This window comes from Burkholderia latens (genome assembly GCF_001718795.1).
GTDB classification, from domain to species: domain Bacteria; phylum Pseudomonadota; class Gammaproteobacteria; order Burkholderiales; family Burkholderiaceae; genus Burkholderia; species Burkholderia latens_A.
Map to the genome: position 1 here is coordinate 738,584 of NZ_CP013437.1, position 25,848 is coordinate 764,431.

Consider the following 25,848-nt stretch of genomic DNA (forward strand, 5'->3'; position numbering starts at 1 on the left):
CGCCCGACGACAACCTGAGCGAAAGGACGCAACCATGACGCAACACACCTCGCCGGCCAAAACGGCCGTCGTCTATCACTCCGGCTATGGGCATACCGCACGGATGGCCGCGGCCGTCGCCGAAGGCGCCGGCGCTGCGCTCGTCGCGATCGACGCCGACGGCAACATTGCGGACAACGCATGGGACACGCTCGCGAGCGCGGACGCGATCGTGTTCGGCTCGCCGACGTACATGGGCGGCCCGAGCTGGCAGTTCAAGAAATTCGCAGACGCGTCGTCGAAGGCGTGGTTCGAAGGCGCGTGGCGCAACAAGATCTTCGGCGGCTTCACGAACAGCGCGAGCATCAACGGCGACAAGCTGAACACGCTCGAGTACTTCGTGCTGCTGGCCGGGCAGCACGGCGGCATCTGGGTGAGCATGGACATCAAGCCGGCGAACCTGAAGGCGTCGCTGCGTGACGACCTGAACCGCATGGGCTCCTATATCGCGCCGATGGCGCAGACGCCGGCCGATGCGTCGCCTGACGAGATGTCGCCGGGCGACCTCGAGACCGCCCGCCGCTATGGCGCACGCGTCGCGACGATCGCCGGACAGTTTCGTGCAGCGCAAGCCCGGCTCGGCTGAAATCCCGCGCGTTCGGCGTGCCGGCGCGCGCGCCGCTGCATCCTTTTATACGATCCTGATGGACACGGTCATGAAATACAAGCAACTGGGCCGCACGGGCCTGTACGTCTCCGAACTGTGCCTCGGCACGATGACATTGGGCGGCAATGCCGACGCCGGCATGTGGGCGGCGATCGGTTCGGTCGGCCAGGACGACGCGACGAAACTCATTGGCCGCGCGCTTGCCGCGGGCATCAACTTCATCGACACGGCCGACGTCTACTCGTTCGGCGAATCCGAACGCCTCGTCGGGCAGTCGCTGCGCGACATCGGCGTGCCGCGCGGCGAAGTCGTGCTGGCAACGAAGACGGCCGGCGCGATGGGTCCGAAGCCCAACGACCAGGGCGCATCGCGCGGGCACATCATGGATTCGGTGCAGAGAAGCCTGGAACGGCTGCAGGTTGACCATATCGACCTCTATCAGATCCATGCGAACGATTCCGTCACGCCGCTCGAGGAAACGCTGCGTGCGCTCGACGACCTGACGCGCCAGGGCCTGGTTCGCTATGTCGGTGTGTCGAACTGGCGCGCCGGCAAGATCGGCAAGGCGCTCGGGCTGAGCCAGGCGCTGCACGCGACGCGTTTCGAAACGCTGCAGGCCTATTATTCGATCGCAGGGCGCGACGTGGAGCGCGAACTGGTGCCGCTCGCGCTCGAAGAGCAGTTGGGGATGCTTGTCTGGTCGCCGCTTGCCGGCGGATTGCTGTCGGGCAAATTCGGTCCGGGCGCACCGTCCGCCGAAGGTTCGCGGCGCAGCCGTTTCGACTTTCCGCCGGTCGACCTCGAGCGTGCGTGGCCATGCGTGGCCGAGATGCGCGCCATCGCCGACGCGCGACGCGTGTCGGTCGCGCGGATCGCGCTTGCGTGGCTGCTCGCGAAGCCGCATGTCACGAGCGTCATCGTCGGCGCCAAACGGGTCGACCAGCTCGAAGACAACCTCGGCGCGGTCGATGTCGCGCTGACCGACGACGAGCTTGCACGTCTGGACGCCGTGAGTGCATTGCCGCCGAGCTATCCCGGCTGGATGATCGATCGGCAGGAAGCAGCCAGGCGGCCGCCGGCTTTTACGGGCGGGCGTCGCGTTGAAGCGTGAGCGGTGACGTCACGTGCGCCCGTGATGCGGCGTGCGGCAACGCGCAATGTCGAAGCGACGCGCGGCCGCGCATGACGGCCTGCTGTCCGATGTTTGCGCGCGCGCCGGTGCCCGGCAGCCCGGCGGCCGGGCGAGCATGTTTGCGGCGCCCCTGCGGTGTAGCGACAGGCGTGCGCCGCTCCGCCGGTGCGCACCATCTCCGCGATTTGGCGTGGCGCATCGACCGCAGCGGCGCGAAGCATCTTTTTGCGTCCGGTACGCTCGCACGGCGCCTAGGCACGAATCCGGACGACCGTCGTCGCGACGTCATCTTCAATAGGATAAAAAATAGCATATTGAATCTGCGATGCTCATGAACTAAGTTCCTCAAGGCCGATACCAAAGCGGCTGGCAAATCGACCGGTACGTGCCTTTGCATATGATTCCGTATTTCATATGGCGCGGCATCGATCCCACGGGCGGAGACCGCGCCCCGTCGACACGCCGACACACAAAACGGATCGCCCACGATCCCCAACGGAGACACCATTGATGAGCAGCGTTACCAATCCCGGCGCCCGCGCAGGCGCCGCGCCTTTCTTTTCGAAGGAAGCGACCATCGCGCCGCCGGGCTTTTCGCGATGGATGGTGCCGCCGGCCGCGCTGGCCGTGCATCTGTGCATCGGCCAGGCCTACGCGTTCTCGGTCTTCAACGGTCCGCTCACGAAAGTGATCGGCATCGCCGAATCCGCCCCCGACGACTGGTCGCTTACCACGCTCGGCTGGATCTTTTCGCTGTCGATCTTCTTCCTCGGGCTTTCCGCGGCGTTCGCCGGCAAGTGGCTCGAACGCGTCGGCCCGCGCCGCACGATGTTCACGGCCGCGTGCTGCTTCGGCGGCGGTTTCCTGATTTCCGCGCTCGGCGTGAAACTGCACCAGATCATGTTGCTGTACATCGGCTACGGCGTGGTCGGCGGCATCGGGCTCGGGCTCGGCTATGTTTCGCCGGTGTCGACGCTGATCCGCTGGTTTCCCGACCGCCGCGGAATGGCGACCGGGATGGCGATCATGGGCTTCGGCGGCGGTGCGATGATCGCCGCGCCGCTGTCGGTCGCGCTGATGAATCATTTCAAGAGCGCGTCGAGCGTCGGCGTCGCCGAGACGTTCGTCGTGCTCGGCATCGCGTACTTCATCTCGATGTCGATCGGCGCGCTCGCGATCCGCGTGCCGCCTGCCGGGTGGAAGCCGGCAGGCTGGACGCCGCCCGCGGTGACGAAGCACAAGATGATCACGTCGAATCACGTGCACATCGACCAGGCGCTGAAGACGCCGCAGTTCTACCTGATCTGGCTCGTGCTGTTCCTGAACGTGACGGCCGGCATCGGCATCATCGGGCAGGCATCGGTGATGATCCAGGAGAGCTTCAAGGGTGCGGTCAGCGCCGCGGCGGCGGCCGGCTTCGTCGGTTTGCTGTCGCTGTTCAACATGGGCGGGCGCTTCGCGTGGGCGTCGGCGTCGGACTGGGTCGGACGCAAGAACACGTACTTCATCTTCTTTGCGCTGGGCGCCGTGCTGTACTTCTGCGTGCCGCTCTTCGCCGCGTCCGGGCAAATCGCGCTGTTCGTGCTGACGTTCTGCCTGATCCTGTCGATGTACGGCGGCGGATTTGCGACGGTGCCCGCGTATCTGGCGGACATGTTCGGCACCGCGTACGTCGGCGGCATTCATGGGCGGCTACTGACGGCGTGGGCCGCGGCCGGTATTGCCGGGCCCGTGCTCGTCAACTACATCCGCGCATATGAAGTCGCGCACGGTGTCGTGAAAGCGGATGCATACACGATGACGGTTCACATCATGGCGTCGCTGCTCGTGATCGGCTTCATCTGCAACCTGTTCGTGAAGCGCGTCGACGAGCGCCATCACATGACCGATGCACAGCTCGACGCGGGCAAATAAATTCTGGAGACGCGAGAATGAATGAAACGGTTGCTTCGATGCGCCCGACCAACAAGGCGGTGCTTGCCGTGTTCTGGCTGTATGTGCTGGTTCCGCTCGCGTGGGGCGTCGTGAATACGATCACGACCGCGATGAAGCTGTTCGGCTGAAAGCGGCAAGGATGTACGTGCCGCGGCGGTGCGTGCACGCGGAAGGCGGCGCGCGCCGCCTCAACGGCCATGCCGGTTGGACCGCGATGTACCGCACTGCCTTCTACGGGCGCAACGCGAACCGGCGCACCGCGCCGCGACGCCATCTTTTGACGGGAATGACATGAAACGGCAGATTGGCCTGATCGGCGTGGGGCTGATGGGGCACGGGATTGCGCGCAACGTGCTGAAGCACGGTTATCCGCTCACGGTCGTCGAACATCCGGGCAATCAGCCGCTCGACGAACTGCTGCGCGGCGGCGTACGGACGGTGCGAACCGCGCGCGAACTGGCCGACCAGGCGGACGTCGTCATCCTTTGCGTGACGGGCTCCCCTGAAGTGGAAGCGGTCCTGACCGGTGACGACGGCGTGTTGGCGGGGCTGAAGAACAATGCGATCGTCGTCGACTGTTCGACCGCCGTTCCCGAATCGACCGTTCGGATGGCGCGGCTTGTCGAAACGGCAGGCGGGCGCTTCGCCGACGCGCCGATGACGCGCGGCGCGCGGGAAGCGCACGAGGGCCGGTTGAACCTGCTGGTCGGCGCGGCGCCCGCGTTGTTCGAGGAGATCAGGCCCGTGCTCGCGTGCTTCGCCGAAAACATCACGCGCGTGGGCGACGTCGGTGCGGGCCACAGCATGAAGCTTCTGCACAACTATGTTTCGCTCGGCACCATCGCGCTACTGTCGGAAGCCGTCGCGTGCGCGAAACGCGCGGGCGTGGACGTCGCGGTGCTCGCCGACGTGCTCGCCAACGGCGGTGGCGGCGGCGCCGCACTGAACCGGCTGCGTCCGTTCCTGGAAAGCGGCGACGCATCGGCGTTGCCGTTCCATATGGCGAACGCGCTGAAAGACTTGTCGTACTACTCGGCGATGGCCGACGGCGTCGATGCGGCTCATGCTATCGCGGCGGCCGTCACGGATACGTATCGCGACGCCGTTGCCGGCGCCGGCGCGCATTGTCCCGTGCTGAAATTGTCCGATGTGCTGATGGCGGCGCACACGCACGACGCGCGCGCGTCGTCCTGAGCGGGTTCGCGTCCGCCGGCGCGCTGCTGATCGCGCGCGCCGCGATCAGCGCGGCGGCGCGACCGACGCGCCGGTGATCCCGTGCCGCCGCAGCGAATCCGCGACGAAGCCCGACGCCTTCATCTCCTCGACGAACTCGCCGAGAAACGCTGCAGCCGCTGCGCCGCGGCTCTTCGGCACGCCCATCGCCTGACGGATCACCATGAAGCGCTCGTCGAGCAGGCGCAGTCCCGAAGTGTTCGCCGCGTCGGCTTCGAGTTGCTGCTTGACGCCCGCGGCGACTTCAAGCTGCTGTTCGACGAACGTCGGCACGACCGCCTGCGACGTTGGTGCGCGTACGATCTGCGCGGCCTTCAGTTCGCGCGTGAGGAACAGGTCGTACGCGCTGCCCTTGCCGACGGCCACGCGATTGTGCGGTTGATCGACGTCCGCATTGGTGCGGATCGGCGATGCGTCGCGCACGAGATAGAAGCCCTCGATCAGCACGTACGGCTCGGTGAACGCGACGGTCTCGCCGCGCAGCGGATCCACTGCGAAGAAGCCGAAATCAGCGCGCTCGTCGGTCAGCGCCTGCACGGATTTGCCGGCCGCATCGAACACCACGAGTTCGAGCTCGGACGACAACCGCTCGGCGAACGCACGCGCCAGGTCGATCGACACGCCGAATGGCTCGCCGGTTGCAGCGTCGCGATTCGCGAGGATCGGGTTGCCGAGGTTGATCGACGCGCGCAGCTTGCCGGTCGGCGTGAATGCGGAGAGGACGGAAGGATCGATGGGCATGGAGACACTCATGAAGATCGAATGCGCCGGTGCGCTCGGCACGCGGCGGCCGAGGTTTCATGCGGAGATGCGAGCGGACGTTTTCGGTGCTCGCCGAAAGGAAATCGCAAGCACCGCCGGACGTGACCGGCGGTAGTGCGCCCGGATATCGGTTCGTCTCCGCTGCGATTACTTTACTGCGACTTCCGTGTGCACGACCTGCGGCGGGCTTTTGAAGAACGGCCCGGCCAGCTGCCGCCACGCCTGGAAGTCTTCCGATTGCCGGAAATGCACGATGTGGTCGTCGACGGTGTCCCACTTGACGACGAGCAGGTAGCCGCCGCTGCGCTCGATCACGCGGTGCAGTTCGGCGCCGCCGCAGCCGCGCGCACGGGCAAAGAGCGGGAGCGCCTGACGAACCGCTGCTTCGAACGGCTCGGCCTGCGACGGATCGATTTCGAGCGATGCCATTTCCAGAATCATGGATGCTATTCCCGGGGTGTGAATGATGCGGACTGTTCGCGATGCGACGCGCGCATCGGTCGGCGTCTCGCCACGATACCGGAAGTCGGGATCGCGCGCCCGCGAGACCGGTTCCAGCGATGCCGCTGCCGTCACGCGAGCCGTCCGCCAACTCGTGCGCATTCGCGTTTTCCCCTATGTGGAATGACGCCGCGCAGGCCGATGTCACAGAGGCGGCGATAACAATCCGAGGCCAGCCATGACGATATCCGCGACAAACGGAACAAACGACACACCGCCGGCAACCATCGCCGAAGCCGCACCCGATTACGCCGTCGCGCCAGCGACGGTCCTGCTGGTCGACGACGAACCGGCCGTGTTGTCCGCGCTCAAGCGGGTGCTGCGGCCCGCGCGTTACGACGTCGTCACCGCCGAAAGCGGCGAAGCCGCGCTCGAACTGCTTGCATCGAAGGAAGTCGACCTGATCGTGTCCGACATGCGCATGCCGAACATGAGCGGCGCCGCGTTTCTTTCCCGCGTGCGTGCGCTGTACCCGGACACGATGCGGATCCTTCTGACCGGCTATTCGGACATCGCGTCGATCGTCGAAGCCGTCAACGACGGCGGCGTGTATCGCTACCTGAACAAGCCGTGGGACGACCACGACCTGCTGATGACGCTCGAGCAGGCGCTCGAACAGCGGCGCTTGCGCGGTGAAGCCGCCCGGCTCGCCGCGTTGACGGAAGCGCAGAACGAAACGCTGCGCCGTTTCAACACCGAACTCGAAACGCAGGTGCGCGCGCGCACGGACGAGCTCGGGCAAACCGTGATGTTCCTCGAGGCGGCGCAGCACGACCTGAAAAGCAGTTTCACCGCGATGGTTCAGGTCTGCGCGAGCATGATCGAAATGCGCTGCGGATCCGCAAGCGGTCATGCGATGCGCGTCGGCGAAATCGCGCGCCAGCTCGCGCTGGCGGCCGGGATGAGCACGCTGCACGCGCAGGACGTCTATTACGCGGGGCTGCTGCATGGAATCGGCAAGCTGTCGCTGCCGGACGAACTGCTGCACAAGCCGCTCGTCAAGATGACGACGGACGAACACAGCCTGTTCCAGCAGCATCCGCTGCGTGCGCAGATGGTGCTCACGCCGGTCGCGCAACTGCACAAGGTCGCGTCGATCGTGCTGCACCAGTACGAGCGGTTCAACGGCCGCGGCACGCCGGACGGGCTCGCGGGCGACGCGATTCCGCTCGGCTCGCGGATCGTCGCGATCGCGCGCGACTTCGAGGGGCTGCGCAACGGCGAGATCGGTGCGCCGCATTCGGTCGAGCAGGCGATCGACGTGCTGCGTTCGCAGGCCGGCGTGCGCTACGACCCGGTGCTCGTCGCGTGCTTCGTCGAACTGATGCGCAACCCGGCGCGCGTCGGCATCGCCGCATCCGTCGCGGAGATACGGTCCGCGCAACTGCGCGAAGGGATGCAGCTTGCCGACGATCTGCGCACGCATCGCGGCGTCCTGCTGATGACGAAGGGCAGCGTGATGTCGGCGCATCAGATCGAACTCGTACGTCGCTTCGAGGCGCGTGAAGGGACGCCGTTCGACATTCTCGTGCTGACCGGTGCGGCTGCGGCGGCGCAGGCTCACGCACCGTCCGGCGCTTCGCCCGGCTGACGTCGCGCCGCGCGGCCGTTGCATCCGACCGACGACCCGCAGTCGCAACGCGTTCATCTCGACCGGGCGCCCGATCATGCATGGCACGTACAACCCGCCGCTCGTCCTGCTGTCGCTCGTCATCGCGACGCTGGCCTCCTATACCGCACTCGATCTGGCTGCGTTCATTTCGCTGCTCGACAATCCGCGGCTCAAGCGCGCGTGGCTCGCCGGCGGCGCGGCCGCGATGGGCACCGGGATCTGGTCGATGCACTTCGTCGGGATGCTGGCGCTGTCGCTGCCGGTGCCGCTCGGCTACGCGCTGCCGGATACCGGCGCTTCGCTGGCGATCGCGGTGCTCGTGTCGTACTTTGCATTGAACGTCGTCACGCGTGCGCGCCTGAACGGCGGGCGGCTGCTGGGCGGCGGCGCGCTGATGGGCGCGGGGATCGTCGGGATGCATTACACCGGAATGGCCGCGATGCGCATGGAGCCCGGTATTCGCTACGATCCCTTGCTGTTCGCCGCATCGATCGGCGTGGCGGTGATCGCGTCGACCGCCGCGCTATGGATGGCCCAGGCGTTGCGCGCGCAACAGGCGCGGCATGCGACCGCGCAGCGCGTCGGTGCGGCGCTCGTCATGGGGATCGCGATCACGGGCATGCACTATACGGCGATGGCCGCCGCGCATTTCGCGCCGGATGCGCGATGCTCAGCCGCAAACGGGATCGATGCGCCGTGGCTCGCGACGACGATCGCGCTGTTTACGACCGCGACGCTGATCGTCACGCTGCTCGTGAGCCGCTTCGATGCGCGCACGACGTTTCTGCGCGGAATGACGGACACGCTGGAACGGCTCGTGCGGTTGCGGACCGCGGAACTGGAAACGGCGTTGCGGCGCTACGAGCAGACGACCGCGATGCTGCAGCGCACGCGCGAGAACATGGCGACCGAGATCGACGAACGCCGGGCGGCGCAGGCCCGGCTCGAACAGGAGAAGGACGAGCAGCGGCGCCTGCTGCGTGAGCTCGAGGAAACGCACGTCCAGTTGCTGCAATCGGAAAAACTCGCGTCGATCGGCCAGCTCGCAGCCGGCGTCGCGCACGAGATCAACAATCCGATCGGCTTCATCAGCGCGAATCTCAACACGTTGAGGACGTGGGTGCGAACGCTGCTGGACGTGATCGCCGCGCACGAGGCGGCAATGCCGCAGCTCGAACCGCGGACGCGCGACACGCTGGCGGCGATGCACGGCGCGGCCGATCTCGACTACGTGCGAGACGAGATCGTGACGCTGATCGACGAATCGATCGATGGTGCGTTACGCGTGCGGCGCATCGTGCAGGATCTGCGCGATTTCTCGCGGCCGGGCAGTGGCGAGTGGAGCGTCGTCGACGTGCATGCGGGGCTCGAGAGCACGCTGAACGTCGTGCACAACGAGCTGAAGTACAAGGCCGACATCGTGCGCGAATACGGCGACGTGCCGCACGTCGAATGTCTTCCGTCGCAACTGAACCAGGTGTTCATGAATCTGCTCGTCAATGCGGCGCACGCGATTCCGGCGCGCGGCGTAATCACGATCCGCACGTCGAGCGACGGCGATCAGGTGTCGATCGCGATCAGCGACACCGGAACCGGGATGACGCCCGACATCGTGCGGCGCATCTTCGATCCGTTCTTCACGACGAAGCCCGTCGGGCAGGGCACGGGCCTGGGGTTGTCGGTGTCGCACGGCATCGTCGAGCGCCATCGCGGCACGATCGACGTGACGAGCGAGCCGGGGCGCGGCACGACGTTCTGCGTCCGGTTGCCGATCCGGCGCGCGGCAGGCAGCGCCGACGACGCGACGGCGGTCGCGCAGCGGGCATGAACGCGCGGGGCGCGATGCGCGCAACGGACGCGTTCGTCACGTCGCGCGCTTGCGCCGCCGCCTGCGGAAGAAATTCCAGAACATCGCGGTCGCGTCCGGTCCCGTTGCCGAGTGGAACGCTTCGCTTGGATCGCCGCCGCTCCACGCGTGCGCGAGCCGGCGAACGACGCATACCCTGACGATCAGCCGGCCGCCGCGCAGATAGTCCGTATAGTCGGCACCGTCCTGCGCATAAGCGAGTCGTTCGCCGACGCGCAGTGCGCCGTGTTCGTCGATGAGCCGATTGATCCGGGCGAATGCGATGCCGAGCTGTTGTGCGTTCCGTTCGTCGACGACCGTATCGAGGCCACCATGCACGACGAGCGCGGGCATGCCCGGATAAGTGCGGACGTCGACGCACGCGTCCACGACGCGGATCGGATCGTCGCGCAGGCCGCGCCGCATCACGCTCATCGCGGCCATCGTCGACAACGGCGGCGCGATGGCCGGCCCGGAATGCAGGCCGACCGCCGCGAACAGTTCGGGATGGGCGACGGCGAGCTGCGCGGCCAGCCCGGCGCCGGCCGACATCCCGGCCAGATAGATCCGATCGCGATCGAACCCGCGCTCGTGCACGAGCGCGTCGATCAGCGACGCGACCGCCGGGGCTTCCGACTGCGACGCGTCGCCATGCCAGTTCCAGCAGCGATGCGAATGCGCGGTCTTTGCCTGTTCCGGAAACAGTACCGCGAAGCCGGCACGGTCGGCGATGCGACAGATGCGCGTGCCCGCCGCGAACGACTCGGCGGTCTGCTTGCAGCCATGCAGCATCACGACGACGGGCATGGCCGCGATGGCGGCCGGCGTCGCGGGCAGATACAGCGCGTAGGCGAGATGGTTCACGAAGCGGCCGGCGGTCGGCCGCGCGGAGTGGAACGAGCGTAGCCACGTGCCTGCGGGCTGGCGCGGCGACGGGCGGGCAGCGTGGGCCGCGCGGGCGGGGCGCGGAGGTGCGGCCGGCTTGCGGCGCGCGGGCGGCGCAGCCGCGAGGCGCTTGGCTGCCGCGCCGGGTTTGGACGACCGCCTTTTCGGCCGCGGACTCGTCGCGGCGGACAACAGGTCGAGCGGCCTCAGCCATAGGCTGGTTTTTTTCCTGGGCATGGACGAATCTCGTGCTGGTGCTCGTGTAACCGCATACGACGAGCCGCCGTCGGGTGGTGTCGAATCGGGGTGGAGCAGGATCCGTGCTCGGGGTGCGTCGGCGCCGGGGCGATCACGCTTCGCCGGCACGGGCAGACGGCCGGTTGGATCGCGCGACGTGTCGCCTCTGCCGCAGCGTCGTGATACGGGCCGGCCTCGCATCATGCTAGCGGATATCGCGTGCGGGCGCGAAGCGGCTCGTCGCGCGAACGCGCAAGCGAGTGGCGCGGAGGTTATGTTGACTGGCGCCGCGATACCGCATGCCGGTGCACTGTGACGGCAAGCAAGGCCGCCATCGCGACCGGTGCCAGATGAAAACGTAGAGGGAAAACGCCGGTGCAGCACGCTTGCACGGGCATTAGCCATGCGACGCCGACGATCGCGCGATCGACGCGGGACAACGGGCTGTGGGTCGAATCGTGCGCGAGCAGCGCAATCGGGAGTCCGAGCCACGCCAGATCGTAGCTCATCATGTATGGCTGCATAAGCAGACTGGCCACCGACAACGCGGCTGTGCGCAATTCGAAACGTGCGCGGCGGGCCCACAAATACAACGCCGACAATACCGCCGGAACGGCGACGAGCATATGACACGCGTACGCGCCGACAACCGGAAGGCCCGCCATTCTGGCCGCGGCAAACACGGTCGGCATGCCCGCCCAATGATCATTCCCGTTCAGCAGCAGCGAACGGTTGAGTGTCGGCACGTATGACACATAGGTGCGCCACGCGTCGACGCCGAGCACCGCAGCGGTGCATGCCGCGAATGCGATGAACAGGACGGCCGACGCGAACAGCCCCCTCCAGTAGCGTCCGCACAGCAGCGCGAGCGGAAACAGCACGCCGAACTGGGGTTTGATCGCCAGGAACGCAATGCATGCGCCAGCGCGCAGCGGCGCCGTCTCCAGCAACGCAAGGGCGGCACCGGCCGCCGCTGCGGTGAGGAGCGAATTTTGACCGGCGTAAGCGGCAAGTGCGACGCCCGGAAAAGCGGCAACGACCAAAAGTGCGGACCGGTCGATGCCACGGCATAGACGGGCAATGACGGCGCTGTATGCGCTCAGGCCAAGGACCGTGAATAGCGCAACGGCGCCGTCGAACTTCAATGCGCCGAACGGGAGCAGGGCCAGCAGGAATGTCGGCGGGTAGGGAAACGGTGCATACGCTGCCATCGGCCTGACCTGCGCTTCGACGGTATTCATCCACTCGGCCGAGAATACCGCTGGTGCGCCATGTTCGATTGCGACCCGGGCCGCTGCCCAAAAAATGCCGAAATCGATTCCGACCATTGGCGCAGTCCGGTCGTTCAGTATGTAGTATTTGACGCACCAGATCGCGAGCACGGCAATTTGTGTCGCGAGCGCCGCACCGGCATAGAGCGGCACGCGGCCGACACGCTCGCGACGGTTGTCCCATGTGCTCACGATCCGTTTCCCGCTCAGCTGCGCCCTACTCGAGCGCACGTACTTCGGCTCTTTACCGATACGTCCACAACCGGTGCATCAGGAACGTCGTCGGCGGAATCAGCAGCGCGATCGCGACGATGCTCCAGCCGCGCGGCACGTCGAGCAGTTCCGCAGTTCGTGCGAGCAGCATCGTCTCGGTGAAACCGGCTGCGGCGACGGCCAGAAAACGCAGCAGGTTGCGCGATTGTACGGATGACGAAAAACTCCACAGCGTATTCGCGAGATACGAGAACACGGTTGCGCAGATGAACGCGACGGCATTCGCGGCAACCTGTGTCGCATCGAACAGCGCATACATTGCGCACGCGATCAACGCGTGCAGTGCGGTCGAGCACAGCCCCGACAGGCCGAAGCGGACCAGTCGCACGCGTTCGGCGTAGAGCAGCGCGAACATCGTCTCTTCCCCGGCTCAGCGCGCGCCGACCCGCACGCGGGCAGGCTGTACGCGGCGGCGCGCGATCGTGCGCCGCGCATCGCGCGCGACCGGCAACTCGACGACCTTCGCATGCGACTGATAGCGGCGGCGAATCAGATAGACCGGACGTTGCTTCGATTCGTCGTAGATGCGGCCGATGTACTCGCCGACTACGCCGATGCCGATGAGCTCGATGCCGCCGATGAACAGCACGACCGACAGGAGCGACGAGTAGCCAAGCACCGGATTGCCGAACACCAGCGTGCGGCCGACGATGAACGCGCCGTACAGGAATGCGAGCGCGGCGATGCCGAGGCCGATGTAGGTCCAGCTGCGCAGCGGCACGGTGCTGAAACTCGTGATGCCTTCGAGCGCGAAATTCCACAGCTTCCAGCCGGAGAATTTCGAGTGCCCGGCGCTGCGCGGGTCGCGCTGATACTCGACGATCACGGTCCGGTAGCCGACCCACGCGAACAGCCCTTTCATGAAGCGATGCCGTTCGGGCAGGCTGCGCAACGCGTTGACGACCTTGCGGTCCATCAGCCGGAAGTCGCCGACGTTTTCCGGCAGCTTTACGTCCGACAGCACGTTGTGCACGCGATAGTAAATCGCGGCCGCGGTGCGCTTCGCGAATGAATCGCACGCGCGGCTGCTGCGTTTCGCGGCGACGACTTCCGCGCCGTCGCGCCAGTGTTCGAGCATGACCGGGATCAGGCTCGGCGGGTCCTGCAGGTCTGCATCGAGCGGGATCACCGCGTCGCCGGCGGCTTCGTCGAGGCCGGCGGTCAGCGCGGCCTCCTTGCCGAAGTTGCGGGTGAGATCGATCACGCGTACGCGGCGATCGGCCATGCTGACGCGGACGAGCCGCTCCAGCGTGTCGTCTCGGCTGCCGTCGTTGACGCAGACGATCTCGAAACGGATCGCATCGAGGCCGGACATCAGCGGAATCACGACGTCGAAGAAGTGCTCGACGGCCTCGCCTTCGTTGTAGAACGGCACGACCAGCGAGACGAGCGGTGTGTAGAGCGATTCACGCATGATGGGATCCCCTGTAATCATGTATCAGCGATCGGCGCCGAAAGTCGGGCGGCCGATGCGGCGCAGTCCGTGCGGCGGGCGGTGGTGCGACCGGACCGGGTGCGTAAAGCCGGTGTCGGTGGAACGGTCGCGTGCGTCGGGCAACGACGGCATGTCCCGCCGTTCGTGTGCGATCCGGCCGACGAGCAGCGCGAGTGACGCGAGCGTGAAGATCGGCATGAACTGGAACGACAGGTGCGGTACCAGCAGCAGGCCGGCGAGCGGCATCGCCCACATCAGCAACAGCCATTCGCGTTCGAAGCGACGCCAGCCGTGCGTCCACGCATAGCGTGCGTACCACGCGATCACGAGCCCGTACCAGGTGAGGTCGTAGTCGTACAGGTACGGGCTGACGAGCAGGCATGCGCAAGCGAGGGTCGCGGCCCGCAGCGCATAGGCGCATGCGCCGCGCCATGCGTAGACGACTGCGATCGCGGCCACCGTCGCCGACAGCAACTGCAAGGTGTGCGCGACAAAGGCGGGCCAGCCGGCCATCGTCGCGAGCGCGAACAGCGTAGGCATCCGTGCAAGCTTCGACTGGCCGGTGCTGACGATCAGCAGCGCATCGTGGACTCCGTGTGCGAACGCGAGCCACGTGCCGAACCCGAACACGAGCGCCGTGAGCGCCGCGCTGCCCGCGATCGTCGCAGCCCACGCGGCCAGCGCGCGCCATTGCCCGGCGCACAGCAACGCGACGGGGAACAGCGCCGCGAGCTGCGGCTTCACCGTCAGCAGCCCCATGCAAATGCCGGCGACGACCGGCCGGCGGTTGAGCTCGATCAGTCCGATACCGGCGAGCGTTGCGGTAAAGAGGCTCGTTTGGCCGCCGATCAGCGTCAGGAACACGCCGGGGAACGCGAACGCGCAAAGCAGCGCGGTGTCGCGCTGCACGATCGCACGGATCACCGCCGCGAACGCGATGCAGGTCGCGCCAAGCCACAGCACAGCGGCGAGCGTGTACGGCAGCCAGCCAAGCGGCAGTACGACCAGCAGCATGGTCGGCGGATACAGCCAAGGCAGCGTGCCGTCCGCGACGCTCATCGTCGGGACCGCGAGCTTTTCGAGCGCGAACAGCGCCGGGAAATTCCACGCGTCGACCGCATGTCCGTGTGCCGCGAGCCGCGCGGCGCTCCAGATCGGCGAGAAATCCTGCGACAGCGGTTCCGGAGCGCCATGCCGTGCCAGCGACACACGGAACAGGTAGATGCCGATGAACAGCAGTTCGGTCAGCAGCACGCCGCCCGCATAGAAGCGCACGCGATCGCGGTTGAGCCAGTGCGGGAAGCGGCGAGGGCCGGCGATCGGTAGTTCCGGATGGAGATCGGCGGGCGAATGCCCATGGCGGACGGTCAGCGGCGCTCTCATCGCACGCTCCGCCCGGCAAGCATCGTGCGCCGCACGACGACGAACAGTACCGCGAGCAGCACGAATGGCCCGATCTGCGGCAGCTTCATCAGCCGGTTCAGCATCTCGAAGATCGGCAGCAGCCACGCGAGCACGAGGATGAGCTGTTCGCCCGGCAGCCAGCCGTCGTCGAGACCGCACGCGATCAGGCAAAACAGCGCGATGCCGAGCCAGGTCAGCTCATAGCTCCACAGATACGGCGTCGTCAGCAGTGTGGCGACGGCGACCGCCGCGGCGCGCAGGCGCATGTCATTCGTGCGGCGCCACACGTGGACGGCCGCGGCGATCGCGAGCAGCGCGACCGTCGCCTGGGCAGCCAGCGCGCCCGCCACCGACACGTGCGCGAGCCTCAGCGTAGCGAACAGCGTTGGCGATGCGAGCCAGTACGACGCCTGCATGAAATGCTGGTCCCGAACCGTCGACATCGCGTGGGTCAGCCCGTGCAGTGCGGCGGGACCGGTCAGTGCGATCCCGGCCGCCGCGAACAACGTCGCGGTGATCGCCGCCGCGGCGAATGTGCGCCACGCCCGCGCTGCGATCAGCACGAACGGGAATACCACCGCCAGCTGCGGCTTGATCGCGAGCAGCCCGATCAGCACGCCGGCGACGATCGGGCGCTTGCCGAGCAGATGCAGTGCGAGTGCGGCGGTGCCGGCGGTGAGGATGCTGTTCTGGCCGAACAGCGCCGACAGGCAAACCGCCGAGTAGCCGATCATCACGAGCCCTGCCGCGCGCGGTGCGGGAAGGTGCGTGCGCAGGCCCGACAAGCGGGAGATAGCGAACGCATAGCATAAAAGGCTGCCCGCGAGAAAGAGGAAGTAAGCGGGCAGGAAAGGCACAAGGGCAACCGGCGCGATGAGCAGCAACATCGTCGGCGGATAGAGCCAGGGAAGCGGCTGATGCTGCAGATATGCACCGAAGTGCATCGATTCAGCCTGCAGGAATGACGAAGTGTTGTAGACCGACGATGCGTGGCCTTGCAACACGAGATTCGAAGCGGTCCAGAAGACCGAGAAGTCGGTGCCCGGACGGCTGACCGCGCTCGACGTGAAACCGTCCGTGACGATACCCCAGACCGTTGCCAATGCAACGAAGAGCATCAGCATGATGCAGCTGTACGGAACGATCCGATCGGCTGTCAGCCATTGAGCACAGCGTATTGCGCGATCGCGCGTTCCACGATTGGCTGTGTACATGATGCCCCGTCTGTAGTGGAGGCCGCGTGGTCTGTCGCAGCCGTTTGAGTTTGATGTTGTCGTGCCTGCGGATCGAATCGCCTTGAAACGGCGTTGTCCGGTGAACCCATTGTTGGAGAAAAAAACGCGTGATGCAAACCGCGTACTGAATTCCGGAATCGGAAAGGGCGGCCAACACGCGCGATAACGGCTTTTTCTGGTATGAGAAAACGCGGCCGACGGCTTTGGTGTTTCCGAGTTGAAACATTCCAGGTTTTGCCGCACTGCTGCATCCCTCGGAACTGGCGACCGGCGATTGGCGCGCGGTGTTCGGGAAAATACCGACAAAATTTTTTTTGCCTCTTGCGCAGAGCCGCAGCGAGCGGTCGGGCCTGGGCGCACGTGGCCGCACGCATATCAAATCTGAAACATTTTCAACATTGCGCCCATACCGCCGGAACGCAGGTATCGCCGAAACCCTTGATACACATGGATTCCTGCCGATATGGCCTGCTCTTTGCGTAAGCCTCGGCACGGCAGTCGACGAGGTGACGACCGGACGGTATCGGCAAATGACCGATGGAACCCGCCCCGCGTCCCCCGCGGAAACGAAGGACCCGAGCGCGTCGGGGAACGTACGCAGCTTCGGGCCACGGAACCGCAAGCACCTTCGCCGATCGACCGACGAGACCCGGGTTGCTTCCGGGCGACAAGAAAATCGGCATGGCAGCACTTGGGGAATAAAAATGAAAGACCACAGCGCATCGCGGTCGGCAAGCCGCGGCAAAAGCAAGTTTCAGTTTCTCAGGGAGCTCTTCTCCCGTTCAATCGGATTTCGCGCGTCGAACGGCAATGCCGTCATTCGATTCGGCCGGCATGCGCGGCCCGTCGAACCGGCCATGCGATGCGCGTTTCTCCTGCCTTCCCCATCTTTGATAGTCGTTCGCACGGACAGGCGAGTGCATCCCTGTCATCGCGGCTGAGCGTCGCGTTTCGATTTCTCGAGTAGTGCCGGTGGTGCCAGCCCCCGACGTCGTGACGGGCGAAGGGGTTTTAGTAGCAGTCCGAAAGGAGTGTGCTCATGAGCAGCTTGATCGAAAAGATACCGTGGTTCATCCGGGATGAAAGAGGCGTGACGGCCATCGAGTACGGCCTGATCGCCGCGCTAATCGTGATTGGCATCGTTGTCGCGCTGACCACGGTTGGCACCGATCTGCAGACCGTGTTCAGCACGATCGCCGCAGACCTGGATTCGGCAGTAACAGGCTTCTGATGAACGGAAGGGGGGAGCGGTTCATCCGGATCGTTCATCGCCACCATACGGCATTGACAGCATTCCTCGACGTATCGACGCCGATCGTTCGATCAGGCCGGCACGCGGGGTATTGAACGTAACTCAAGGAGATCATCATGTCCAAGCTCATTCAACAAGCAGCCCGCTTCGTCCGCGATGAAGACGGCGTGACCGCCATCGAATACGGCCTGATCGCCGCACTGATCGCCGTCGGCATCATCGCCGCGCTGTCGACCATCGGCAAGGATCTGGCGACCGTGTTCAGCACGATCGCCGACGATCTGAACTCGGCCGTTTGACGTCGTTGAACAGCAGAGCGTGGGGCGGCTCGGCCGGTGCAGCGATCGAGCCGCCGCCACTCTCCTGACCGACCTGAAGCTGGAGACCGTCATGAAGGCCAATGTACGTGTCGTGATCGACCGGATCGGCGACGAGCAAGGCGTGACGTCGATCGAGTACGCGTTGCTCGGTGCGATGTTCGCAGTCGCGGTGCTGGGCAGCGTCGTCGGCTTGAGAAGTTCGGTGATCGACACGTACCGGGTGATCGCGGCAGCCGTGACTGCTGCCGTGACCACCGCGCTTTCCCTGGTTTCCTGAACGATTCGATTCGACCTTGCGAGGTTCGCCATGCTGCTCGTTGCGCCGCCTTACCCGGTTCCGTTGTGCGTGACGCTGCTCGCGGTTGCCGCGGCCAGCACGGACATCGCGAGCCGACGTATTCCGAACCGTCTCGTCGCGATCGGACTCGCCGGTGCACTGGTCGCCCAGTGCGTGTTGCATGGCGTCGCGGCCGGCGTGCTCGGTTGGCTGGCGGGCGCGGCAACCGGCTTTGGCCTGCTGCTGCCGTTCTACCTGTTGCGCGGGATGGCGGCCGGCGACGTGAAGCTGATGCTCGCGATCGGCGCGTGGGTGGGAGCGGAAATGACGGTGTACATCGTGCTCGCCACGTTCGTGGCCGGCGGGATCGCCGCGATCGGTTTCGTGCTGATGCGCGGCCGGATGCGCGAGCTGCTGACGAACGTTCGCGCACTGATCGTGCGCGGTGCGCGGCGCTCGCGCGCAGAAGCGGCGGACGGCACCGCGGAAATCGCCTCGGTCGGCACGCTGCCGTATGGCGTGGCGATCGCGGCCGGCACGCTGGGGATGCTGTTCGCGTCGTGCGCATAGCGCGACGTACCTGCAACGAGGACGAACATGAACACGAACCACACCGAACCGAAACGCGACGCGCAGGTATCGCACTTGCCCGACCCGTCGCCGTCGCGGGAAATCCATACGAAGATCGGTGCGCACCTGCCAGCGGCGCCGCGCTCGCTGGAGGACACCGGGCTGAGCATGACGTTCGTCGCCGGCCTCGTGCTGAAGTCGACGCTGATCCTCGGCCGCCCGTCTTACGGCGATCTGGTCGAGCGGCATTGCCTGCCGCTTGCGGTGCTCGACGACGTATTCGCTTTCCTGGTGCGCGAGCATCTCGTCGAGTTGACCCATCGCGGCGCGACCGATCTCGACGTGACCTTCCGCCTCACCGACGCGGGCCGCGTGCTCGCGCTGGAGGAAAAGGCGCGCAGCGGCTACAGCGGGCCGGCGCCGGTGACGCTCGAAGCGTATCTCGACTGCGTGAGCACGCATTCGGTCCGCAAGCTGCACATCGGTTGTCGCGACGTGTGGGAAGCGTTCGAAGGCATCGTCATCGACACGGCCGTGCTCGATGCGGCGGCCGCCGCGCTGAACGCGGGTCGTCCGTTGCTGATCTACGGCCCGGCCGGCAGCGGCAAGACGTTCCTCGCCGAACGCCTCGGTTCGCTGATGCGCGGGCGCGTGCCGGTGCCGCATGCGATCTGCGCGGCCGGCGAAGTGATCCAGATCTACGATCCGCTCGTGCATGTCGACGTGGCGGTGCAAAGCGGCCAGTCCGTCGATCGCCGCTGGCGCCTGTGCGAGCGGCCGGTCGTGATGTCCGGCGGCGAGCTGACGCTCGAAGAGCTCGATTTGCGCCGCGACGAAGTGTCCGGCTTCTATCAGGCGCCGCCGCACATGAAGGCGAACATGGGCATGTACATCGTCGACGATCTCGGCCGCCAGCGTGTCGAGCCGCGCGACCTGCTCAATCGCTGGCTGCGCCCGCTCGATCGTGGCGTCGATTTCCTGACGCTCGAATCCGGCAATCGCTTCGTTCTGCCGTTCGACGTGTGGCCGGTGTTCTCGAGCAACCTGGCACCCGAACAATTCGCCGACGATGCGTTCCTGCGCCGGCTCGGCTCGAAGCTCCACGTCGGCCCGATGTCGATCGACGAATATCGCGCCGTGTACGACGCGGCCTGCAAATCGCTGGGCCTCGTGTCGGCGAACGACGCGTTCGAATTCCTGCTGCACCGGTTGCACTTCCCGACCGGCAAGGCCTTTCTCGCATGCTTTCCGGCGGACCTGCTGCGCCTCGTTGCCGCCGGCGCGCGCTACCGCGGCGATCCGCTCGAGGTGACGCACGACGCGCTGTACGACGCGTGGGCCAGCTACTTCGGCGCAGCGCCCGAGCGCGACGGCAATCATCCGCCGCCGGCCGAGCGTGGTGGGCGTACGTTCATCACCGGTTGAGCCGTTTCTTTCACGCTTCATCGAGGAGCATAGCCATGAAAAACAGTCGAGCGGTCATGATGCTGGTCGTCGCGATGGTCGCGGGGCTTGCCGCGGTCATCTTCGCGTCCCGCTGGCTGGTGCAGACGTCCACCAGCTCGGTCACCTCGGTCGCAGTGGCGACCACCGACCTGAACCTGGGCGAGCCGCTCGGGCCGAACCAGATCCACCTGGTCAGCTGGCCGTCGGGGAGCGTGCCGACCGGCGCATTCACCGATACGAAGGAACTTGAAGGACGCGTCGTGCGGACCAGCCTCGCGCGCGGCGAACCGGTGATCGAGTCGAAGCTCGCGCCGGTCGGCACGAAGGGCGGGCTGTCCGCCGTGATTGCCAACGGCAGCCGCGCGATCACCGTGCGCGTGAACGACGTGGTCGGTGTCGCGGGCTTCGCGCTGCCGGGCAACTACGTCGACGTGATCGTCAATACGCAGGAACAACAGGGCAAGAGCGACGGGCAAAGCATTTCGAAGATCGTGCTCGAGCACATCCTCGTGCTGGCCGTCGCGCAGCAGGTCAGCCGCGACGACACCGCACCGAAGGTGGTCAACGCGGTGACGCTCGAAGTCACGCCGGAGCAGGCCGAACGCCTCGACCTCGCGCGCAGCGTCGGCACGCTGTCGCTCGTGCTGCGCAACCAGATCGACCAGAAGACGCTCACGACCGACGGCGCGACCAAGCTCACGCTGCTCGGCAAGGCGCCGGTTCCGCCCGCACCCGCGCCTGCGCCCGTGAAGACCGTGCGCGTGCACGTCGCGTCGCACGCGGCGCCGGAGGCACGCCGCGATTGCGTCGGCGTGCTGACCGGTGTGCGCGGCAGCGTCGAATGCTTCTGAATTCATAGAACACAACCAGATAACCAGATTAACCAGATCGGCCGCCGTCAACGCGCGACGGCCTTGGAAGACGAAAACCGGCGTCTCGCCGGTCACTCGGGGGATCAGACGAAATGAAGATCAATCCGCAACACTCAGGTGCCGGCCCGGTGCGCACGCGCATCGCGCGGAGCACGATGCTGGCCGCGATCCTGTGTACGGGAACGCTGACCGTGTACAGCGCACTCGCGCAGGAAGGTGCCGAGTCGGCCGCGCTGATGAAGGGAGGCGCGAGCGCCCCGGCCGCGGTCGCGAAAGGGCCGATGCAGATGACGATCAGCATGGCGCCGGCGCCGGCCGCCGCGGCCGCCGCGACGGCGGGCCCGCTGCGCGGCCCGAACTGCGTGGGCGCGGTGCGCGAGTCGACCAGCGTCAGCGTGCCGCTCGGCAAGTCGCTGCTGGTGCCGATGCCGGAGCCGGTGCGCAACCGGACGATCGGCAACCCGGCCGTCGCGCAGGCGACGATGGTGTCGCCGCAGACGCTGTACATCCTCGGACTGTCGGTCGGCACGACGAACATGATCGTGCAGGGCAGGAGCGGCGCGTGCCGTGTGATCGACGTCGCGGTCGGCGCGGACGCCGGCGGCCTGCAGGCGTCGCTGATGCAGCTGATGCCGAACGAGCGCGACATCCACGTGTCGACTGCCGCGGGCACGATCGTGCTGGCCGGCACCGTGTCGAACTCGCAGGCCGCGCAGCAGGCGATGCAGATCGCGCGCGCCTACGGCGACAGCGCGGCGGGCGACGGCGGCGGTGGCGGCGCCAAGGGCGGCGGTGTACTGAACATGCTGGCCGTCACGTCGCCGCAGCAGGTGATGCTCGAGGTGAAGGTCGCCGAAGTGTCGAAGACGCTGATCAACCAGATGGGCAGCGCGTTCAACATTCAGGGGGGCTTCGGCTCGTGGAGCGGCGCGCTCGTCAGCAACCTGCTTGCGGGCGTCGCGAGCGGCGCGGTCTTCAACAAGGCGAACAACAAGCCGTTCAGCATCGCGGCCGATGCGCAGAACACCGACAACCTGGTCAAGATCCTCGCCGAACCGAACCTTGTCACGATCAGCGGCCAGGAGGCCACGTTCCTCGCCGGCGGCAGGATCTTCATCCCGGTCCCGCAGAGCAGCGGCAACGGCGTTTCGTCGATCACGCTGCAGGAAGAGGAGTTCGGCGTCGCGCTGAAGTTCACGCCGACCGTGCTCGGGAACGGCAGGATCAGCCTGAAGGTTGCGCCCGAAGTGTCGGAACTGTCGCCGACGGGTGTCACGTTGAGCGCGACCAACGTCGGCGGCACGTCGATCCTGCCGCTCATCACCACGCGGCGCGCATCGACGACGGTCCAGATGGGCGACGGCGAATCGTTCGCGATCGGCGGACTGATCAAGGACAACGCCAGCGGCGCGCTGAAGGCGATCCCGGGCGTCGGCGAGGTGCCGGTGCTCGGTGCGCTGTTCCGCAGCACGTCGTTCCAGCAGGACCGCACCGAGCTGATCTTCGTGATCACGCCGCACCTGGTGAGGCCGCTGCAGACCGCCGACGTGCCGCTGCCGACCGACAGCTTCTCGAAGCCGAACGAGGTCGACGTGTTCGCGACCGGCAACATGGAAGGCCGCAAGGGAGTGCGCCGCTCGGGTGCGCAACCGGCGAACGGCGCGGCGGATGCACCGCAGACGCCGGCCCAGGCGCCGGCTCCGGCACCGCAATCGGGCGCGCCGGCTGCACCGGCCGCCGCGTTGCCCGCACCGCGTGCGCCGCAGCCCGCCGAAGCGCCGGCACCGGTGCCGGCGCGGCCCGAAAACGCTGCGGCGGCGTCAGCCGATGCAGCGGGGGCGGCGCGCGTCACGCCAGTGGATGTCGGGCAACCGGAATCGCGGCCGGCGTCGCAGCCGCAACCTCAACCGCAGGCGGACGCGGCGCGTGCGGCACGGATCGCGCGCATCGAAGCCGCGGCCGCGCGTCTCGCGGCGGCCGGCTCCGACACGCCGGCCAAACCGGCGTCGCGTCTGAAGCAGCAACCGGCCGCCGCCCACGCGCAGCTCGCAGGGGCGACGCCGGAACCCGCGTCCACCGATCGTTGAAGCCATTGAAGGGGAAGCCCATGAAATCCGCCTACCTCGTATTCATGCGCCGCGCGACGCTCGCCGTCCCGCTCGCGTTCGCACTCGCCGGCTGCATGTCGTCGACACCGGTGTGGGACAGCCGCTTCGGCGATTCGGTCCGCTCCGTCATGCAAGCCCAGATCATCGATCCGCATGCGGCCGAACACGCGGCCGCGCGCCCGGGGGTCGACGGCAGTGCCGCCGCGTCCGCCCTCGACAACTATGACAAGTCGTTCAAGCAGCCGGAGCCGAAAGGCAGCAATGCGTTCGTGATCGGCATCGGCAAGTCGTCGCAATAAAAGAGGCACGCTCAGGGAGAACGCCATGTCCAGCGCAGCTCGTCATCCGAAACTCACGCGTCGCAGTCTCCGTCGTCAGCAAGGCGCCGTCGCGATCATCGTCGGTCTCGCACTGGCGGTGATGATCGGGTTCGTCGGGCTCGCGCTGGATCTTGGCAAGCTGTACGTCACGCGCAGCGAACTGCAGAACAGCGCCGACGCCTGCGCGTTGTCCGCTGCGCGCGATCTGACTTCGGCCATCAGCCTGCAGGTCGCGGAAGCGGACGGCATCGCCGCCGGCCACTCGAATTTCGCGTTCTTTCAGCAGAACGCGGTGCAGATGCAGACGGATTCGAACGTCACGTTCAGCGATTCGCTGACGAATCCGTTCCTGACCAAGACGGCGGTCACCACGCCGGCGAACGTCAAATACGTGAAGTGCACGGCGCAGCTGAGCAACATCGCGCACTGGTTCATCGAGGTGCTCAACACGATTCCTGGCGTGCGGGTCGCGAACGCGGCGCAGGTCACGGCCAGTGCGATCGCGACGGTCGGCGCCGGCCAGACCACCTGCGCGATCCCGGTGTTCGTGTGCCGCGCGGCGTCCAGCGCGCCGTACAAGGTCGGCGACTGGATCTCGTCGCCATCCGGCTCGTCGACGACGTACGGGCCGGGCAACTTCGGCTGGGCGGCGCTCGACGGGTCGACGAACGAACCGACGATCGCAAGCGAGCTGTCGGGCAATACCTGCAACATCGTGTCGCCGCCCGACCTCGGATCGACGGGCCTGAAGGCTGCGTCGCTGCGCGCATGGAACACCCGCTTCGGCATCTACACGAACGGCGCGAACGGCTCGAGCGGCCAGCCGGATTTCACCGGCTACGCATATGTCGGCCCGAACTACGGGCCGCCGGGAACGCCCGGCATCGTCGGCGATGCGTACACGCAGTTCGTGAAGGATCGCGCGGCGTTCAAGTCGTACCAGGGCGATGGCGCGCCGCCGGCCGGCAGCGGCATCGCGACCAAAGGAACCGCCACGGCCAGCAACTACCAGACCTACGGCGGCGACCGCCGGGTTGCGCTTGCGCCCGAGGGCGACTGTTCGACGCTGTCCGGCGCAAGCAGCAAGCTGCACGTCACGCAATGGGACTGCGTACTGATGCTCGATCCGCTGCCGTTCAGCCCGGGCGCCGGCGGCGTCGTCGCGCATCTCGAATACCTCGGATCGGCATCGTCCGGCAGCACGCCCTGCGCGACGCACGGCTTGCCGGGCAGCGGCAGCTCGGTCGGCCTCAAGGTGCCGATGCTCGTTCAATAGAGGAGACGCGATCATGAAAATGCCCCCGATTCGCCGCTCGCGCATGCGCGGCATCGCCGCGGTCGAATTCGCGCTGGTGCTGCTGCCGATGACCGTGCTGGCGACCGGCGTGGCCGAGTTCGGGCGCGCGATCTACCAGTACGAGACGCTCACCAAGGCGACGCGCAACGCGGCGCGTTATCTGTCGGTGTTTCTGCCGACGGACAGCGCGTATCCGCTTGCGGCGGCGCAGTGCCTCGTCGTGTACGGCAATACGACGTGCGGCGCTGCCGGCACCGAACTGCTGCCGGGGCTTACGACGTCGATGGTGATCGTCTGCGACGCGCAGCATACGACCGATTGCGCGGACGCGTCCGATCCGCCGCAGTTCGCCAACCTGCCGACCTACGACTCGACCAACAACGCGGCAAGCGGCACGGCGACCGGCAGCATCAACGTCGTCGAGGTGAAGGTGAAGGGTTACAGGTATCAGCCGATTCCGGCGTACCCGGGGCTGTCGTCGATCACCTTCGGCAACATCGTCACCGTGATGAGGCAAGTGTCATGAACGCGCGCCCGCTTTCGCTACCTCGTCGCCGCGTTCAACGCGGCGCGACGATCGTCGAATTCGCGCTGGTCGCGTCGATCCTGGTGCTGCTGCTGCTGGGCATCCTCGAATTCGGGCGCGTGCTGTTCTACTGGAACACCGCGAGCGAAGCGCTACGCCTCGGCGCACGTACGGCGGTCGTCTGCGACGTGAACGCGGCCGGCGTCGTGAAGCGCGTACGCTCGCTGCTGCCGATCCTGTCGAACGCGAACGTGTCGGTTACCTACACACCGTCGGGTTGCGACGTGAGTTCCTGTTCGTTCGTCACGCTCAGCGTCACGAACGTGTCCGTCAAGACGATGATTCCGATTGCGAACGCCACGCTCACGATGCCGCCGTTCACCACGACGCTGCCGCGGGAAAGCCTGAACTCCACGACGGGCGGCACAGCCTGTCAATAATCGAACCGACGAG

The 25,848-nt window shown here is 66.5% G+C and carries 26 protein-coding genes; 18 read left to right on the forward strand and 8 right to left on the reverse strand.

What is annotated here, in order from left to right; translation table 11 throughout:
* Positions 1 to 34 precede the first annotated feature (34 nt).
* The 5 genes from WK25_RS18815 (at position 35) to WK25_RS18835 (ending at position 4,907) form a co-directional block, all read left to right on the forward strand.
* On the forward strand, positions 35 to 625 hold the full coding sequence (locus WK25_RS18815) for a flavodoxin family protein (RefSeq protein WP_069242352.1): 591 nt from the start codon (positions 35 to 37) through the stop codon (positions 623 to 625).
* A 70-nt stretch (positions 626 to 695) separates the two neighbouring features.
* On the forward strand, positions 696 to 1,757 hold the full coding sequence (locus WK25_RS18820) for an aldo/keto reductase (protein WP_069242477.1): 1,062 nt from the start codon (positions 696 to 698) through the stop codon (positions 1,755 to 1,757).
* Positions 1,758 to 2,288: 531 nt separating this feature from the next.
* On the forward strand, positions 2,289 to 3,692 hold the full coding sequence (locus WK25_RS18825; RefSeq protein WP_069242353.1) for an OFA family MFS transporter: 1,404 nt from the start codon (positions 2,289 to 2,291) through the stop codon (positions 3,690 to 3,692).
* A gap of 17 nt (positions 3,693 to 3,709) precedes the next feature.
* The gene (locus WK25_RS18830) at positions 3,710 to 3,841 is read left to right on the forward strand and encodes an MFS transporter small subunit (RefSeq protein WP_038571745.1); all 132 of its coding nucleotides are present in this window, start codon (positions 3,710 to 3,712) and stop codon (positions 3,839 to 3,841) included.
* Between the two features lie 163 nt (positions 3,842 to 4,004).
* Positions 4,005 to 4,907 (forward strand): NAD(P)-dependent oxidoreductase, encoded by a 903-nt coding sequence (locus tag WK25_RS18835; RefSeq protein ID WP_069242354.1) that lies wholly within the window; start codon positions 4,005 to 4,007, stop codon positions 4,905 to 4,907.
* A 45-nt stretch (positions 4,908 to 4,952) separates the two neighbouring features.
* Here WK25_RS18835 and WK25_RS18840 read toward each other — a convergent pair whose 3' ends face one another.
* Together WK25_RS18840 and WK25_RS18845 are read right to left on the reverse strand one after the other, a co-directional pair.
* Positions 4,953 to 5,687, reverse strand: coding sequence for an ABC transporter substrate-binding protein (locus WK25_RS18840; protein WP_038571751.1), 735 nt, complete (start codon positions 5,685 to 5,687; stop codon positions 4,953 to 4,955).
* A 168-nt stretch (positions 5,688 to 5,855) separates the two neighbouring features.
* Positions 5,856 to 6,149 carry an antibiotic biosynthesis monooxygenase family protein gene (locus WK25_RS18845; protein ID WP_038571754.1) on the reverse strand — a complete coding sequence of 98 codons (294 nt, stop codon included), beginning with the start codon at positions 6,147 to 6,149 and terminating at the stop codon, positions 5,856 to 5,858.
* Positions 6,150 to 6,387: 238 nt separating this feature from the next.
* Here WK25_RS18845 and WK25_RS18850 point away from each other — a divergent pair, with 238 nt between their 5' ends.
* Together WK25_RS18850 and WK25_RS18855 are read left to right on the forward strand one after the other, a co-directional pair.
* Positions 6,388 to 7,800 carry an HD domain-containing phosphohydrolase gene (locus tag WK25_RS18850; protein WP_069242355.1) on the forward strand — a complete coding sequence of 471 codons (1,413 nt, stop codon included), beginning with the start codon at positions 6,388 to 6,390 and terminating at the stop codon, positions 7,798 to 7,800.
* A gap of 76 nt (positions 7,801 to 7,876) precedes the next feature.
* Positions 7,877 to 9,649, forward strand: a complete 1,773-nt coding sequence (locus tag WK25_RS18855; protein WP_069242478.1) for a histidine kinase — start codon at positions 7,877 to 7,879, stop codon at positions 9,647 to 9,649.
* Between the two features lie 36 nt (positions 9,650 to 9,685).
* On the opposite strand, the gene WK25_RS18860 is transcribed toward WK25_RS18855, so the two are convergent.
* From WK25_RS18860 to WK25_RS18885, 6 genes are all read right to left on the reverse strand, one after another.
* Positions 9,686 to 10,789 (reverse strand): PHB depolymerase family esterase, encoded by a 1,104-nt coding sequence (locus tag WK25_RS18860; RefSeq protein WP_069242356.1) that lies wholly within the window; start codon positions 10,787 to 10,789, stop codon positions 9,686 to 9,688.
* Positions 10,790 to 11,061: 272 nt separating this feature from the next.
* Complete coding sequence (locus WK25_RS18865; RefSeq protein WP_069242479.1) at positions 11,062 to 12,252, reverse strand: glycosyltransferase family 87 protein; 1,191 nt, start codon at positions 12,250 to 12,252, stop codon at positions 11,062 to 11,064.
* A gap of 52 nt (positions 12,253 to 12,304) precedes the next feature.
* The gene (locus WK25_RS18870; RefSeq protein ID WP_038571762.1) at positions 12,305 to 12,688 is read right to left on the reverse strand and encodes a GtrA family protein; all 384 of its coding nucleotides are present in this window, start codon (positions 12,686 to 12,688) and stop codon (positions 12,305 to 12,307) included.
* Between the two features lie 15 nt (positions 12,689 to 12,703).
* Positions 12,704 to 13,747 carry a glycosyltransferase family 2 protein gene (locus tag WK25_RS18875; RefSeq protein WP_038571764.1) on the reverse strand — a complete coding sequence of 348 codons (1,044 nt, stop codon included), beginning with the start codon at positions 13,745 to 13,747 and terminating at the stop codon, positions 12,704 to 12,706.
* Between the two features lie 24 nt (positions 13,748 to 13,771).
* Positions 13,772 to 15,151: a glycosyltransferase family 87 protein gene (locus WK25_RS18880; RefSeq protein ID WP_069242357.1), complete on the reverse strand. Its 1,380-nt coding sequence runs from the start codon at positions 15,149 to 15,151 to the stop codon at positions 13,772 to 13,774.
* Entirely contained in the window at positions 15,148 to 16,386 is a 1,239-nt protein-coding gene (locus tag WK25_RS18885; RefSeq protein ID WP_069242358.1) for a glycosyltransferase family 87 protein, read from the reverse strand. The genes WK25_RS18880 and WK25_RS18885 overlap by 4 nt, the downstream gene beginning before the upstream one ends.
* A 1,060-nt stretch (positions 16,387 to 17,446) precedes the next feature.
* On the opposite strand from WK25_RS18885, the gene WK25_RS18890 reads away from it, so the two are divergent.
* From WK25_RS18890 to WK25_RS18940, 11 genes are all read left to right on the forward strand, one after another.
* A complete protein-coding gene (locus WK25_RS18890) occupies positions 17,447 to 17,638 on the forward strand; it encodes a Flp family type IVb pilin (protein ID WP_038571776.1) in 192 nt (63 codons plus the stop codon).
* Positions 17,639 to 17,775: 137 nt separating this feature from the next.
* Positions 17,776 to 17,958, forward strand: coding sequence for a Flp family type IVb pilin (locus WK25_RS18895; RefSeq protein ID WP_038571779.1), 183 nt, complete (start codon positions 17,776 to 17,778; stop codon positions 17,956 to 17,958).
* Positions 17,959 to 18,049: 91 nt separating this feature from the next.
* On the forward strand, positions 18,050 to 18,256 hold the full coding sequence (locus tag WK25_RS18900; RefSeq protein WP_038572347.1) for a Flp family type IVb pilin: 207 nt from the start codon (positions 18,050 to 18,052) through the stop codon (positions 18,254 to 18,256).
* A gap of 30 nt (positions 18,257 to 18,286) precedes the next feature.
* Positions 18,287 to 18,826: an A24 family peptidase gene (locus WK25_RS18905; protein ID WP_038571782.1), complete on the forward strand. Its 540-nt coding sequence runs from the start codon at positions 18,287 to 18,289 to the stop codon at positions 18,824 to 18,826.
* A gap of 27 nt (positions 18,827 to 18,853) precedes the next feature.
* Positions 18,854 to 20,251, forward strand: a complete 1,398-nt coding sequence (locus WK25_RS18910) for an ATPase (RefSeq protein ID WP_038571785.1) — start codon at positions 18,854 to 18,856, stop codon at positions 20,249 to 20,251.
* A gap of 35 nt (positions 20,252 to 20,286) precedes the next feature.
* Positions 20,287 to 21,123 carry a Flp pilus assembly protein CpaB gene (gene cpaB / locus WK25_RS18915; RefSeq protein WP_038571787.1) on the forward strand — a complete coding sequence of 279 codons (837 nt, stop codon included), beginning with the start codon at positions 20,287 to 20,289 and terminating at the stop codon, positions 21,121 to 21,123.
* A 113-nt stretch (positions 21,124 to 21,236) separates the two neighbouring features.
* Positions 21,237 to 23,231 carry a type II and III secretion system protein family protein gene (locus tag WK25_RS18920; RefSeq protein WP_069242359.1) on the forward strand — a complete coding sequence of 665 codons (1,995 nt, stop codon included), beginning with the start codon at positions 21,237 to 21,239 and terminating at the stop codon, positions 23,229 to 23,231.
* A 20-nt stretch (positions 23,232 to 23,251) separates the two neighbouring features.
* Positions 23,252 to 23,551, forward strand: a complete 300-nt coding sequence (locus tag WK25_RS18925) for a hypothetical protein (RefSeq protein ID WP_038571791.1) — start codon at positions 23,252 to 23,254, stop codon at positions 23,549 to 23,551.
* A 25-nt stretch (positions 23,552 to 23,576) separates the two neighbouring features.
* Positions 23,577 to 24,848: a pilus assembly protein TadG-related protein gene (locus WK25_RS18930; protein WP_038571793.1), complete on the forward strand. Its 1,272-nt coding sequence runs from the start codon at positions 23,577 to 23,579 to the stop codon at positions 24,846 to 24,848.
* A 13-nt stretch (positions 24,849 to 24,861) separates the two neighbouring features.
* The gene (locus tag WK25_RS18935; protein ID WP_038571795.1) at positions 24,862 to 25,395 is read left to right on the forward strand and encodes a TadE/TadG family type IV pilus assembly protein; all 534 of its coding nucleotides are present in this window, start codon (positions 24,862 to 24,864) and stop codon (positions 25,393 to 25,395) included.
* A complete protein-coding gene (locus tag WK25_RS18940; RefSeq protein ID WP_038571798.1) occupies positions 25,392 to 25,835 on the forward strand; it encodes a TadE/TadG family type IV pilus assembly protein in 444 nt (147 codons plus the stop codon). Before WK25_RS18935 ends, WK25_RS18940 begins: the two co-directional genes overlap by 4 nt.
* Positions 25,836 to 25,848: the final 13 nt, after the last annotated feature.

What these genes read in the sequence shown, in the direction of transcription:
- WK25_RS18895 (WP_038571779.1), top strand. Translation starts at nt 17,776, where the DNA reads ATGTCCAAGCTCATTCAACAAGCAGCCCGCTTCGTCCGCGATGAAGAC.
- WK25_RS18890 (WP_038571776.1), top strand. Translation starts at nt 17,447, where the DNA reads ATGAGCAGCTTGATCGAAAAGATACCGTGGTTCATCCGGGATGAAAGA.
- WK25_RS18820 (WP_069242477.1), top strand. Translation starts at nt 696, where the DNA reads ATGAAATACAAGCAACTGGGCCGCACGGGCCTGTACGTCTCCGAACTG.
- WK25_RS18855 (WP_069242478.1), top strand. Translation starts at nt 7,877, where the DNA reads ATGCATGGCACGTACAACCCGCCGCTCGTCCTGCTGTCGCTCGTCATC.
- WK25_RS18845 (WP_038571754.1), bottom strand. Translation starts at nt 6,149, where the DNA reads ATGATTCTGGAAATGGCATCGCTCGAAATCGATCCGTCGCAGGCCGAG.
- WK25_RS18925 (WP_038571791.1), top strand. Translation starts at nt 23,252, where the DNA reads ATGAAATCCGCCTACCTCGTATTCATGCGCCGCGCGACGCTCGCCGTC.
- WK25_RS18905 (WP_038571782.1), top strand. Translation starts at nt 18,287, where the DNA reads ATGCTGCTCGTTGCGCCGCCTTACCCGGTTCCGTTGTGCGTGACGCTG.
- WK25_RS18870 (WP_038571762.1), bottom strand. Translation starts at nt 12,688, where the DNA reads ATGTTCGCGCTGCTCTACGCCGAACGCGTGCGACTGGTCCGCTTCGGC.
- WK25_RS18880 (WP_069242357.1), bottom strand. Translation starts at nt 15,151, where the DNA reads ATGAGAGCGCCGCTGACCGTCCGCCATGGGCATTCGCCCGCCGATCTC.
- WK25_RS18930 (WP_038571793.1), top strand. Translation starts at nt 23,577, where the DNA reads ATGTCCAGCGCAGCTCGTCATCCGAAACTCACGCGTCGCAGTCTCCGT.
- WK25_RS18840 (WP_038571751.1), bottom strand. Translation starts at nt 5,687, where the DNA reads ATGCCCATCGATCCTTCCGTCCTCTCCGCATTCACGCCGACCGGCAAG.
- WK25_RS18860 (WP_069242356.1), bottom strand. Translation starts at nt 10,789, where the DNA reads ATGCCCAGGAAAAAAACCAGCCTATGGCTGAGGCCGCTCGACCTGTTG.
- WK25_RS18835 (WP_069242354.1), top strand. Translation starts at nt 4,005, where the DNA reads ATGAAACGGCAGATTGGCCTGATCGGCGTGGGGCTGATGGGGCACGGG.
- WK25_RS18825 (WP_069242353.1), top strand. Translation starts at nt 2,289, where the DNA reads ATGAGCAGCGTTACCAATCCCGGCGCCCGCGCAGGCGCCGCGCCTTTC.
- WK25_RS18940 (WP_038571798.1), top strand. Translation starts at nt 25,392, where the DNA reads ATGAACGCGCGCCCGCTTTCGCTACCTCGTCGCCGCGTTCAACGCGGC.
- WK25_RS18935 (WP_038571795.1), top strand. Translation starts at nt 24,862, where the DNA reads ATGAAAATGCCCCCGATTCGCCGCTCGCGCATGCGCGGCATCGCCGCG.
- WK25_RS18920 (WP_069242359.1), top strand. Translation starts at nt 21,237, where the DNA reads ATGAAGATCAATCCGCAACACTCAGGTGCCGGCCCGGTGCGCACGCGC.
- WK25_RS18900 (WP_038572347.1), top strand. Translation starts at nt 18,050, where the DNA reads ATGAAGGCCAATGTACGTGTCGTGATCGACCGGATCGGCGACGAGCAA.
- WK25_RS18815 (WP_069242352.1), top strand. Translation starts at nt 35, where the DNA reads ATGACGCAACACACCTCGCCGGCCAAAACGGCCGTCGTCTATCACTCC.
- cpaB (WP_038571787.1), top strand. Translation starts at nt 20,287, where the DNA reads ATGAAAAACAGTCGAGCGGTCATGATGCTGGTCGTCGCGATGGTCGCG.
- WK25_RS18885 (WP_069242358.1), bottom strand. Translation starts at nt 16,386, where the DNA reads ATGTACACAGCCAATCGTGGAACGCGCGATCGCGCAATACGCTGTGCT.
- WK25_RS18850 (WP_069242355.1), top strand. Translation starts at nt 6,388, where the DNA reads ATGACGATATCCGCGACAAACGGAACAAACGACACACCGCCGGCAACC.
- WK25_RS18875 (WP_038571764.1), bottom strand. Translation starts at nt 13,747, where the DNA reads ATGCGTGAATCGCTCTACACACCGCTCGTCTCGCTGGTCGTGCCGTTC.
- WK25_RS18910 (WP_038571785.1), top strand. Translation starts at nt 18,854, where the DNA reads ATGAACACGAACCACACCGAACCGAAACGCGACGCGCAGGTATCGCAC.
- WK25_RS18830 (WP_038571745.1), top strand. Translation starts at nt 3,710, where the DNA reads ATGAATGAAACGGTTGCTTCGATGCGCCCGACCAACAAGGCGGTGCTT.